Origin of the sequence: Enterococcus sp. DIV0008 (assembly GCF_050542615.1) — a bacterium.
In the GTDB taxonomy this organism is placed as follows: domain Bacteria; phylum Bacillota; class Bacilli; order Lactobacillales; family Enterococcaceae; genus Enterococcus_D; species Enterococcus_D innesii.
In genome coordinates, this window is record NZ_CP172937.1 from 2514380 (window position 1) to 2528818 (window position 14439).

2 protein-coding genes and 1 pseudogene are annotated in these 14439 nt (G+C 40.8%); all 3 read right to left on the minus strand.

Annotated elements, in window-relative coordinates:
* Positions 1 to 119: 119 nt before the first annotated feature.
* Positions 120 to 11525 (minus strand): annotated as a pseudogene (locus tag IGI84_RS11845) (KxYKxGKxW signal peptide domain-containing protein); the annotation flags it as partial.
* A gap of 160 nt (positions 11526 to 11685) precedes the next feature.
* Positions 11686 to 12798, minus strand: coding sequence for a UDP-galactopyranose mutase (gene glf / locus IGI84_RS11850; RefSeq protein WP_194195071.1), 1113 nt, complete (start codon positions 12796 to 12798; stop codon positions 11686 to 11688).
* Positions 12799 to 13025: 227 nt separating this feature from the next.
* Positions 13026 to 14327 carry a surface-displayed alpha-enolase gene (gene eno / locus IGI84_RS11855; RefSeq protein WP_005228686.1) on the minus strand — a complete coding sequence of 434 codons (1302 nt, stop codon included), beginning with the start codon at positions 14325 to 14327 and terminating at the stop codon, positions 13026 to 13028.
* Positions 14328 to 14439: the final 112 nt, after the last annotated feature.

Consider the following 14439-nt stretch of genomic DNA (forward strand, 5'->3'; position numbering starts at 1 on the left):
CGTGATTCACTGGCACTGGTTGAACGAGATAGTAATTCGCTCAAGCTAGTACTGCTACTTTCACTCGTACTAATTGATGTGCTGCTGCTATAGCTTAGGCTATCACTCCGTGACTCGCTGGCACTGACTGATTGAGATAATTGTTCACTTAGACTTGTACTTGAACTCAAACTCGTGCTAGCTGAAGTACTTTGACTGAAACTATTACTTAGGCTATTACTTAAACTAATACCTTCGGAAAGTGAGTCACTTGTCAATTGGCTCAAGCTATTACTCAAACTGTAGCTGTTGCTCGCACTAGTTGACGATGAATCACTTAATGAACTGCTAGTACTTGTGCTCAGACTTAGACTCGCAGAAGTACTACTACTGTAGCTTTGACTTTCACTTGCTAGTGATCTGCTTTCTGAAAGACTATCGCTATTGCTCAAGCTAGCACTGATTGACGATGAGTCGCTCATTGATGTACTGATACTCAAGCTTTCACTCATACTTTCAGAAGCACTATTACTAATACTTGTACTATCGCTAGTACTTGTACTTATGCTTGCTGAGGTGCTGCTACTGTAGCTAGTACTGTCACTAGTACTTAGACTAATACTTGCTGAGGTACTGCTGCTAAAACTTTCACTCATACTTGATCGTGAATCACTAATTGACGTACTCAAACTATTCGATTCACTGTTACTGATGCTTGTACTAATTGAAGCAGAGTCACTAACCGAAGTACTGACACTAGTACTCATGCTCAAGCTGGCTGAAGTACTGCTGCTATAGCTTTGACTTTCACTAGTCCGTGAATCGCTCACAGACGTACTAATGCTTGTTGATTCACTATTACTTGTACTTGTGCTACCGCTGTAGCTTGCAGAGTCGCTTGCACTTTGTGACATTAAACCACTAGTACTCAATGATGATGAATCACTTAGTGAAGTACTAATACTTGCTGACTCACTGTTACTAATACTTGTACTTACTGATAATGAGTCACTCAATGACGTACTCGTACTTGTTGACTCACTGTTGCTTACACTTGTGCTGCCACTAAAGCTTGTAGAATCGCTCGCACTTAATGACAACGAAGTACTTGTGCTTAGAGATAACGAGTCACTGATCGACGTACTTGCACTTGTTGATTCACTAGTACTTACGCTTGTGCTACCACTAAAGCTTGTAGAATCGCTCGCACTTTGTGATACTGAGATACTTGTGCTCAATGACGAAGAGTCACTGATCGACGTACTCAATCTTGTTGATTCACTGTTACTGATGCTTGTACTTACAGACATTGAATCGCTAATTGAGGCACTTGTACTTGTCGAATCACTATCACTCACACTGGTACTTAACGATGATGAATCACTGATCGATGCGCTCAGGCTTGCTGATTCGCTGTTACTGATACTTGTACTTACAGACATTGAATCACTGATCGACGTGCTTGTACTTGTCGAGTCACTGTTGCTTACACTTGTACTTAACGATGATGAATCACTGATTGATGTGCTTGTACTTGCTGATTCACTGTTACTGATGCTTGTACTTAGCGATGATGAATCACTTAATGACGTACTTACACTTGTGGACTCGCTACTGCTAACACTTGTGCTACCACTAAAGCTTGCTGAATCACTCGCACTTAGGGATGTCGAAATGCTTGTGCTCAATGATGATGAATCACTGACTGATGTGCTTGTACTTGCTGATTCACTGTTACTGATGCTTGTACTTACAGACAATGAATCGCTGATCGACGTGCTTGTACTTGTCGAGTCACTGTTGCTTACACTTGTACTTAGCGATGATGAATCACTTAATGACGTACTTACACTTGTGGACTCGTTACTGCTAACACTTGTGCTTCCGCTAAAGCTTGCTGAATCACTCGCACTTAGAGATGCCGAAATACTTGTACTCAATGATGATGAATCACTGATTGATGTGCTTGTACTTGCTGATTCACTGTTACTAATGCTTGTACTTACAGACAATGAATCGCTGATCGACGTGCTTGTACTTGTGGAATCACTGTTGCTTACACTTGTGCTGCCACTAAAGCTTGCTGATTCACTCGCACTTAGGGATGCTGAAATACTTGTACTCAATGATAGTGAATCACTGATCGACGTACTTGTACTTGTCGACTCACTGTTGCTTACACTTGTGCTGCCACTAAAGCTTGCTGATTCACTCGCACTTAGGGATGCTGAAATACTTGTACTCAATGATAGTGAATCACTGATCGACGTACTTGTACTTGTCGACTCACTGTTGCTTACACTTGTGCTGCCACTAAAGCTTGCTGATTCACTCGCACTTAGGGATGTTGAAATGCTTGCACTTTGTGATGATGAGTCACTGATCGATGTGCTTGTACTTGTCGACTCACTAATGCTTGTAGAGGTTGATTCACTACTTGACGTACTTGTACTTGTCGACTCACTGTTGCTAACACTTGTGCTACCACTAAAGCTTGCTGAATCACTCGCACTTAGAGATGTCGAAATGCTTGTGTTCAATGATGATGAATCACTGATTGATGTGCTTGTACTTGCTGAATCACTGTTACTGATACTTGTACTTAGCGATGATGAATCACTTAATGACGTACTTACGCTTGTGGATTCGCTACTGCTAACACTTGTGCTACCACTAAAGCTTGCTGAATCACTCGCACTTAGAGATGTCGAAACACTTGTACTCAATGATGATGAATCGCTGATCGACGTGCTTGTACTTGTCGAGTCACTGTTGCTTACACTTGTACTACCACTAAAGCTTGCTGAATCACTCGCACTTAAGGATGCCGAAATACTTGTACTCAATGACGATGAATCACTGATTGATGTGCTTGTACTTGCTGATTCACTGTTACTGATGCTTGTACTTACAGACAATGAATCGCTAATGGATGTGCTAGTACTTGTTGACTCACTAACGCTTGTAGATGTTGATTCGCTCACTGACGTACTTGCGCTTGTGGACTCACTGTTGCTTACACTTGTGCTTCCGCTAAAGCTTGCTGAATCACTCGCACTTAGAGATGTCGAAACACTTGTACTCAATGATAATGAATCACTGATTGATGTGCTCAAGCTTGTCGACTCACTAACGCTTGTAGATGTTGATTCGCTCACTGACGTACTTGCGCTTGTGGACTCACTGTTGCTCACGCTTGTGCTACCACTAAAGCTTGCTGATTCACTCGCACTTAGAGATGTCGAAACACTTGTACTCAATGATAATGAATCACTGATTGATGTGCTCAAGCTTGTTGACTCACTAACGCTTGTAGATGTTGATTCGCTCACTGACGTACTTGCGCTTGTGGACTCACTGTTGCTTACACTTGTGCTTCCGCTAAAGCTTGCTGAATCACTCGCACTTAGGGATGTCGAAATGCTTGTGCTCAATGATGATGAATCACTGACTGATGTGCTCAGGCTTGCTGATTCACTGTTACTAATACTTGTACTTACTGATAATGAATCGCTGATCGACGTGCTCGTACTTGTGGAATCACTGTTGCTTACACTTGTGCTACCACTAAAGCTTGCTGATTCACTCGTACTTAGAGATGTCGAAATGCTTGTGCTCAATGATGATGAATCACTGACTGATGTGCTTGTACTTGCTGATTCACTGTTACTGATGCTTGTACTTACTGATAATGAATCGCTAATTGACGTGCTCGTACTTGTGGAATCACTGTTGCTTACACTTGTGCTACCGCTAAAGCTTGCTGATTCACTCGCACTTAATGATGCCGAAATACTTGTACTCAATGATGATGAATCACTGATTGATGTGCTTGTACTTGTCGACTCACTGTTGCTTACACTTGTGCTTCCGCTAAAGCTTGCTGATTCACTCGCACTTAATGATGTCGAAATACTTGTACTCAATGATGATGAATCACTGATTGATGTGCTCAAGCTTGTCGACTCACTAACGCTTGTAGATGTTGATTCGCTCACTGACGTACTTGCGCTTGTGGACTCACTGTTGCTTATGCTTGTGCTACCACTAAAGCTTGCAGAATCACTCGCACTTAGAGATGTCGAAATACTTGTACTCAATGATGATGAATCACTGATCGATGTGCTTGTACTTGTCGACTCACTGTTGCTTACACTTGTGCTTCCGCTAAAGCTTGCTGATTCACTCGCACTTAATGATGTCGAAATACTTGTACTCAATGATGATGAATCACTGATCGATGTGCTCAAACTTGTTGACTCACTAATGCTTGTAGAGGTTGATTCACTACTTGACGTACTTGTACTTGTCGACTCACTGTTGCTTACACTTGTACTACCACTAAAGCTTGCTGAATCACTCGCACTTAAGGATGCCGAAATACTTGTACTCAATGACGATGAATCACTGATTGATGTGCTTGTACTTGCTGATTCACTGTTACTGATGCTTGTACTTACAGACAATGAATCGCTAATGGATGTGCTAGTACTTGTTGACTCACTAACGCTTGTAGATGTTGATTCGCTCACTGACGTACTTGCGCTTGTGGACTCACTGTTGCTTACACTTGTGCTTCCGCTAAAGCTTGCTGAATCACTCGCACTTAGAGATGTCGAAATACTTGTACTCAATGATGATGAATCACTGATTGATGTGCTCAAGCTTGTCGACTCACTAACGCTTGTAGATGTTGATTCGCTCACTGACGTACTTGCGCTTGTGGACTCACTGTTGCTCACGCTTGTGCTACCACTAAAGCTTGCTGATTCACTCGCACTTAGAGATGTCGAAACACTTGTACTCAATGATAATGAATCACTGATTGATGTGCTCAAGCTTGTTGACTCACTAACGCTTGTAGATGTTGATTCGCTCACTGACGTACTTGCGCTTGTGGACTCACTGTTGCTTACACTTGTGCTTCCGCTAAAGCTTGCTGAATCACTCGCACTTAGGGATGTCGAAATGCTTGTGCTCAATGATGATGAATCACTGACTGATGTGCTCAGGCTTGCTGATTCACTGTTACTAATACTTGTACTTACTGATAATGAATCGCTGATCGACGTGCTCGTACTTGTGGAATCACTGTTGCTTACACTTGTGCTACCACTAAAGCTTGCTGATTCACTCGTACTTAGAGATGTCGAAATGCTTGTGCTCAATGATGATGAATCACTGACTGATGTGCTTGTACTTGCTGATTCACTGTTACTGATGCTTGTACTTACTGATAATGAATCGCTAATTGACGTGCTCGTACTTGTGGAATCACTGTTGCTTACACTTGTGCTACCGCTAAAGCTTGCTGATTCACTCGCACTTAATGATGCCGAAATACTTGTACTCAATGATGATGAATCACTGATTGATGTGCTTGTACTTGTCGACTCACTGTTGCTTACACTTGTGCTTCCGCTAAAGCTTGCTGATTCACTCGCACTTAATGATGTCGAAATACTTGTACTCAATGATGATGAATCACTGATTGATGTGCTCAAGCTTGTCGACTCACTAACGCTTGTAGATGTTGATTCGCTCACTGACGTACTTGCGCTTGTGGACTCACTGTTGCTTATGCTTGTGCTACCACTAAAGCTTGCAGAATCACTCGCACTTAGAGATGTCGAAATACTTGTACTCAATGATGATGAATCACTGATCGATGTGCTTGTACTTGTCGACTCACTGTTGCTTACACTTGTGCTTCCGCTAAAGCTTGCTGATTCACTCGCACTTAATGATGTCGAAATACTTGTACTCAATGATGATGAATCACTGATCGATGTGCTCAAACTTGTTGACTCACTAATGCTTGTAGAGGTTGATTCACTACTTGACGTACTTGTACTTGTCGACTCACTGTTGCTTACACTTGTGCTACCACTGAAGCTTGCAGAATCACTCGCACTTAGGGATGTCGAAATGCTTGTGCTCAATGATGATGAATCACTGACTGATGTGCTCAGGCTTGCTGATTCACTGTTACTGATGCTTGTACTTACAGACAATGAATCGCTAATGGATGTGCTAGTACTTGTTGACTCACTGATACTTGTAGATGTTGATTCGCTCACTGACGTACTTTCGCTTGTGGAATCGCTGTTACTTACGCTCGTACTGCCGCTGAAGCTTGCAGAATCACTCGCACTTAGAGATGTCGAAATACTTGTACTCAATGATGCAGAATCGCTGATCGACGTACTTGCACTTGTTGACTCACTAATACTTACTGAAAGTGAATTACTTGCAGATATACTTTCGCTTGTAGAATCGCTATTACTTACACTCGTACTGCCGCTATAACTTGCAGAATCACTCGCACTTAGAGATGTCGAAATGCTTGTGCTCAATGATGATGAATCACTGATCGAGGTGCTCAGGCTTGTTGATTCACTATTACTGATGCTTGTACTTACCGATAATGAATCGCTAATGGATGTGCTAGTACTTGTTGACTCACTGATACTTGAAGATGTTGATTCGCTCACTGACGTACTTGCACTTGTGGAGTCACTGTTACTTACACTTGTACTGCCACTGTAACTTGCAGAGTCACTTACACTTAGGGATGTCGAAATGCTTGTACTCAATGATGATGAATCACTGATTGATGTGCTTACGCTTGTGGATTCACTAACGCTTGTAGATGTTGATTCGCTCACTGACGTACTTACACTTGTGGACTCGCTACTGCTAACACTTGTACTTCCACTAAAGCTTGCAGAGTCACTTGCACTTAATGATGTCGAAATGCTGGCACTCAATGAGGAAGAATCGCTGATTGACGTACTTGCACTTGTTGACTCACTATTACTTACTGAAAGTGAATTACTTGCAGATATGCTTTCGCTTGTCGAATCGCTATTACTTACGCTCGTACTGCCGCTATAACTTGCAGAGTCACTTGCACTTAGTGAGGTCGAAATGCTGGCACTCAATGAGGAGGAATCACTAAGTGAGGTACTCAAGCTCATTGACTCACTGTTACTTAACGATAATGAATCGCTAACTGATGTGCTGGTACTTATCGACTCACTAACACTTGTAGATGTTGATTCGCTCACTGACGTACTTGCGCTTGTGGAATCGCTGTTGCTCACACTTGTGCTGCCACTGAAGCTTGCTGATTCGCTAGTAGACTCACTATTGCTCAATGACATCGACGTACTAATTGAATTTGAGATCGAGTCTGATTCCGATAAACTTTCTGATAAACTCATGCTGGTACTCAATGAATCAGAAATAGATTCGCTGAAACTAATGCTCTCACTAAGCGAAGAAGAATCAGATTCACTAATTGCGACAGACAATGATTCTGATGCTGAAATACTTTCTGATACTGAATCACTCTCTGACAATGATAGTGAAGTGGATTCACTGAGTGATTGCGAGAGTGAAACTGATACTGACTCAGATAAAGATAAGCTTTCAGAATCACTTGTACTGTTGCTCAATGATCCAGAAACAGAGGCACTAAAGCTAGAACTATCACTTTCTGAATCTGACTCAGAAACACTAGCTGATATGGATAACGATTCTGATGCAGAAAGGCTTTCTGACATTGAATCACTATCCGACAGTGAAATAGATGTTGAAATACTTTCAGATAGGGATTCTGATAAAGATTCTGAATCACTAATCGAAATTGAAAGAGACATTGATTCACTTTCTGAGATAGAGGTCGATGACGAGCCACTCTCTGAGTCCGACACTGAAATAGATTCACTTATTGAAAGAGACGCTGATTCTGAGTCACTCAATGAAATCGAAACCGATTCTGAATCACTTAAAGAAGATGAAGTAGAGACTGATGTTGATAATGATTCAGATGTCGAATCATTCATATCAGATTCACTTTCTGAAATCGACGATGACAATGAATCACTCTCTGATTCTGATACTGAAACAGATTCACTCGTTGATGTAGACATAGATTCTGAATCACTGACAGAGATCGATTCTGATAAAGAGTCACTTTCTGAAATCGATTGAGAAAGAGAAACACTTTCTGATTCTGAAGTAGAAGTAATAATGGATTCAGATAATGATTCACTTCCCGAAACAGACTCTGAGGTAGACAATGATACTGGATCTTGCTCATAATTGACCGTGAACATCTGAGGTGAAGAATCCATTTGAGATGCTCCATTGCTAGTAGTGTCAAAAGTTTGATTGGCAGCCAAAGCTTCCGCTAATGTATTGTAGACTACTCCATCTGGTCCAGTAACCGTATAAATATATCCATTTCTCTCTAAATCTGCATCTGTTACACCAAGAGTGATACTTTCGTTTGAAACGCCAGAAGTACCATATTTTCCAACAGTGACTGTTCCCGGGATTTGCTCAAATGCTTCCCCTGTAGCCGGATCTGATTCCGGTTGGTTATTCCCAACGACACCGACTTCTTGATAAGACGGATAAAGAGTGATCGTAATAAACTGTTGATCACTATCTGTCGTACTACCATTATTGCTAGTATTATCAAAAACAAATGTCCCTGTTTGATCTGCATAATAGCCGGTTTGAGTGAGGTAATCCGCAATTAAATCCGTATAACTTATTTCTTGTCCGGTCGTCCCATTGATGGCAACTGTGCCAGTTTGGTTCTGTAATGGACGACCATCTGAATTAACAAATGTTACGTTGACTGTTTGTGTATCTGCTACAACATAAATAGTGGTTAGACTCGCACCTGTTCCTACTGTTGTAGATCCAGGCTGGACGTTGCCATTTAATACTGCACCTGTTGCATAATAGTAACCAGGAGGTAAATTCGTCGAAGTATAGTAACTATTGGTCCAATCGATAACATTTCCATAGTTTGCAGGAATTCTATCTGTTCCTGAAGCTTCGGTACCAGCATTCATGTACTCAGAAGAGATCACTTGACCTGTCTTAACGTCAACATATTGGTACTGAACCGAATTATTGGCAACACCGTATACATAAATATTATAGGTATAATTGGTGTTTTCCATCGGAACGATCGCAACTGTCGCTTGTCCATAACTATCCCCATTATCAGCATCAGTCGTACTATCTCCACCACTTTGGCCATCATTTTTCGCAGAACTAGCGACTTGGGTACCAATCGCCCACATGTAATTATCAGGCATTAACTCATTTGCATACTCCAACGTTTGCAAATCAAGATACTCACCAATGTAATTAACGTCTGGATCAATTGGCATATCAACAGTTTTGATAATATTGCCATACTGATCAACATAGTTTACAGTTACAGTTCCTGGTGCAATAGCAACAGTCGCTAATTCACGGGTAGAGGTATCTACAATATTAGATGTAGTAACATTTCCAGCCGTATCTTTAATGGTGGTTGTCGTACCTGAAATAGTCATTTCTACGAATTTTAAATTACGGTTTCCTTCTGGAGCATCGGTTTGGCTACTGCTGCCTTGCCATGTACTAATCTGAGAATTATTCATGACGAATGTTCCTGAACCTGTAATCAATCGGCCGGCTGAAACAGCTCCTGAAGAAGTTAGACGTGCTAAGTGCAATGCTCGCGGTGAAATAAAGCGAACGGTTGCGCCTGAGTCAACGTTTACAACAGTATTAGCATTCCATTGTTGCAAATCAAGTACTGTTCCAGCGTTAAATGTAACAACTGCTCTGTTCGTAACATTTAGCGAATTGGAACCTACTGTGCGGGTAGCGGTCATTTGCAGGTTTTGTCCAAAAGTTGCAGTTCGGTCATTTGATTGACTTCCTGAATAACGAGAAAAATCAAGGAGCATTTGGAAGCCGTCTTGTTTCCAGGTTACGTCATCTCCAACAGTGATTGAGTTAAATCCATAATAGACAAGGGGATAGTTGTTACTATTATAGGTACTAAGTTCGTTACCAATAATTGTCGCACCATCACCTACTTTAAAGGTATGGTTGAATCCTGTATCACTCGCATTGTTCCCTCGGATCGCCATATAGTAAAACATTGAATAACCAGTGGTACCAGCTGTTCGGTTCAACTCTACATGGGACCCATTAGCGATAGCTACTTCCCCAATTTGCATCAATTCTTGTTTTACATTGGCAACAATTTTGCCAGATAAAGTCACTTGACTATCCTCAGCATCCAGTAGTCGTCGTGGTTGATAAGCAGTATCTGTTCCGCTAACACCATCTCGTCCTTCGAGAGTGACATTATCGATATTGAAGTACCAGTATCCATAACCACCTGTTGCCGACCTTGAATCAATCACTGCGTCCGCTGTACCTGTCCCACTGTCTCCTGAGTTGGTGCCTGACTGCCAATGAATCAAGTTAATATTTGTGATCGTAAAAATAGAACCGCGAACCGTAGAACTTGCCCCTACATTAAACGCTGCTCCTGCCATATTGACTGTAAAACCATTCCCGTCAATAATCACACTCGTTTCGCGCCAACCTAAATCACGAGTAGCCACATTGGTAGCTGCTGTAATATTGGCGGTGACCTCGATATAGGTAATCGAAGAATTTCCATACGCTGCTTTTAAGGTAGCCCAGTCATTAACTGCCGCATACGTGCCATTAGCAATAGCGGTTTGTTTGTATAAATCTTTATTCTTCACTTGATCAGGCACATCAACTGTTACTCCAGAAGGTGAATTGGTTTTATTTCCATCATTGATTGCCTGTTCAAATTCTTCTCGACCCATATCCGGATCTGCAGAAACGTTGATTTTAATGATCTGCCCTGATTGAGTGGTGATTGCAAAACTTGCAATCAAGTTATTGGCACTAGCATATTGCTGCGCTGCCCGTATCAAAGATGTACTTGGTGAATTGCCATCTTTGACTACTATTTCTAATGAATTCGTTGTAGTGTCAACCGAAGCTTGTACTTTCTTAGGCACTAATTGATCAAAGAGCTCTTGTGCTTTTTGTGATTCTACTTTATTTTTTTCGGTGACTGTTTGTTTTGGTGGGTTCTTTTGACTTACTGACGTTGAATGAGAAACACTTGTAGATCGTGACATTGATAAACTGGTCGATTCTGATGCACTTGACGACAACGAACCACTTTCTGAAATCGAAGTACTTTCTGAGATACTCAAACTTTCTGATTCGGACACACTCTCCTCCTCAGAAAGACTCATTGATTCAGAAACACTTTGGGATTCTTCAATACTGGTAACATTGTTTTCAATTTCTGAATCACTCACACTCTGTGATTCTGTTAAACTAGTTGACTCTGTCGCACTTTGTGACTGCGTATTACTTTCGGATTCAGAAAAACTTTCCGATGGCTGCGTACTTTCAGAGAGTGAAGTAGCTTCACTTTCTTGTGTCGATGAAGCCGGTATTTTGGTAGTCGTTTTATTTGCCAAGACATTCTCGGCATTTGCTTCTTTACTTGCATCTAATGGCGGTGTGATTTCTGAAGCATGCGCCACGATTGGCGTGATACTCAATCCAGCAATGCCAGTAAAAGAAGTGATCGTTGCATACACCCAATGTTTTCCGCTTTTATACATCTTGTAGCGTTCACTTTTATTGGATCGTAACAACTTTCGATAATTATTCTTTTTACTCATTACGTTTATTTTTCTCCCCTTTCGTAAAAATATTTTTACAAGCTTCCCCAAGTCCTATTTCTTTATGAGATAGGACAACTAATTATTTCATAGCTAGTAAAAAAGTTACGTTTTGTCCCAGAATCGGGACAAAAAAAAGCAACCTCTCCAATAAAAGAGGTTACTCTGCTGGAAATTCATATTGAACAAGCTTCAAAGCAGCTGCGATCGTATCGTCCATATCATAATAGCGATAGTTGGCTAGGCGCCCACCAAATAAACATTTTTTTTGCTGTTGCGCCAATTTCTCATACTTGCGATACAGTGCATTATTGCTTTGATCGTTGATTGGGTAGTAAGGAATATCTCCTTTCTTCCACTCTTTCGGGTATTCTTTAGTGATAACTGTTTTTTTTGTCACCACTGGACAAAAATGTTTATGCTCAATGATTCGCGTATAGGGCGTTTGACTGTCTGTAAAGTTCATGACTGCTGTTCCTTGGTAATTATCCGTGTCATAGACTTTAGTTTCAAAATGTAAAGACCGATAGGCCAACTCACCATAACAATAATCGAAATATTGGTCAATCATTCCAGTATAAACAATGTTCTTAGAAGAGGCTTCATGACGTGTGCGATCTGCAAAAAAATCAGTCTCTAAAGAAATATCAATTAGTGGATGTGTAAGCATTTTTTGAATCATTTGTGTATAGCCCAATTTGGGTATTCCTTGAAAAATATCCGTAAAATAATTGTTATTAAAGGTATACCGAATAGGCAGCCTTTTGATAATAAAAGAAGGAAGAAGATCACATTCTCGTCCCCACTGTTTTTCAGTGTAGCCTTTGATCAGTTTGTGATAGATGTCTGTCCCGACTAAAGAAAGAGCTTGTTCTTCTAAATTTCGTGGTCTTTTTATTCCTGTCTTTTCAATTTGGGTCGATATTTTGATTCGAGCTTCAGTAGGATTTTTGGTTCCCCACAGTTGGTAAAATGTGTTCATATTAAAAGGAAGATTATATAACTCACCTTGATAGTTTGCAATTGGTGCATGAATATAGGGATAGAATTCAGTAAACTGATTGATATAATCCCAAATTTTTTTACTCGATGTATGAAAAATGTGCGCACCATATTTATGTACGTCGATTCCTGCTTGTTTTTCTGTGTAGCAATTGCCGCCAATATGTGTCCGTTTTTCTAACATTTTCACTGTATGTCCCCGTTTCGCTGCTTCATGAGCAAAAACTGAGCCAAAAAGTCCTGTACCAACGATCAAATAATCATAAGCCATTTTTTTCTCCTAACCTTTTTTCTTTTATTTTAGAATTTTGATAAGCCAGAACTATAATTTCTTTTTTCTGAAAAAGAAAATAAAGAAGAAATGAGTACTTTCAGTTATCTTAGATGAATGGTCATTGTCTTCAATGAATGAATCGAGACAACAAAAAGCTCTGAAATCGCAGCGGCTGACTGTTAAATCAACCGCTACTCTTTCAGAGCAAAGCAATAATCGAGAGATTATTTATTTTTTAAGTTGTAGAAAGCTTGCAAGCCTTTGTATTCAGCAACTTCACCAAGTTGGTCTTCGATACGTAGTAATTGGTTGTATTTTGCAATACGGTCAGTACGTGAAAGAGAACCAGTTTTGATTTGGCCAGCGTTTGTTGCAACTGCGATATCAGAGATTGTTGAATCTTCTGTTTCACCTGAACGGTGAGAAACTACTGCAGTGTAACCAGCTTCTTTCGCCATTTCGATTGCATTGAAAGTTTCAGTCAATGTACCGATTTGGTTAACTTTGATAAGGATTGAGTTACCGATACCGTTTTTGATCCCTTTTTCAAGGATTTCAGTATTTGTAACGAACAAGTCATCCCCTACTAATTGAACTTTGTCGCCTAAGCGTTCAGTTAATAGTTTCCAACCATCCCAGTCATTTTCATCCATACCGTCTTCGATAGTGATGATTGGGTATTTGTTAACTAATTCTTCTAAGTAGTCAACTTGTTCAGCAGCAGTACGTTTTACGCCGTTTTCGCCTTCAAATTTAGAGTAGTCGTAAACACCGTTTTCGTAGAATTCTGATGATGCACAGTCAAATCCTAGGTATACATCTTTACCTGGTTCTAAACCAGCAGCTTTGATTGCTTCTAAGATTGTTTCAACACCGTCTTCAGTTCCTTCAAAACGAGGAGCGAAACCACCTTCGTCACCTACTGAAGTTTCTAAACCACGTTTAGACAAGATTGATTTCAAAGCGTGGAATACTTCAGTACCCCAACGTAAGCCTTCTTTGAATGTAGGTGCGCCTACAGGCAAGATCATGAATTCTTGGAAAGCGATTGGTGCGTCAGAGTGAGAACCACCGTTGACGATGTTCATCATAGGAGTTGGCAATACTTTTGTATTGAATCCGCCTAAGTAGTGGTATAAAGGTACTTCTAGGTAATCAGCAGCTGCACGAGCAACAGCGATAGAAACACCAAGAATCGCGTTTGCGCCTAATTTGCCTTTGTTAGGAGTTCCGTCTAAAGCGATCATTGCTTTATCGATAGCCATTTGGTCACGGACATCGTAGCCGATGATAGCTTCTGCAATGATGTTATTTACATTGTCAACTGCTTTCGTTACACCTTTACCGCCATAACGAGCTTTGTCGCCATCACGTAATTCAACTGCTTCGTGTTCACCTGTTGAAGCTCCTGAAGGAACCATTCCGCGGCCGAAAGCACCTGATTCTGTGTAGACTTCTACTTCGATAGTTGGGTTACCACGTGAGTCTAAGACTTCGCGTGCGTAAACATCAGTAATAATTGACATGTTTTGTCTCTCCTTTGAGTTTGTTTTATCTTAAGGGGAATACCCCTTGCGAACAACTTAATTGTAGTGAAAAAATCACGATTCTGCAAATGTTATTTTCATGAAAATGAAA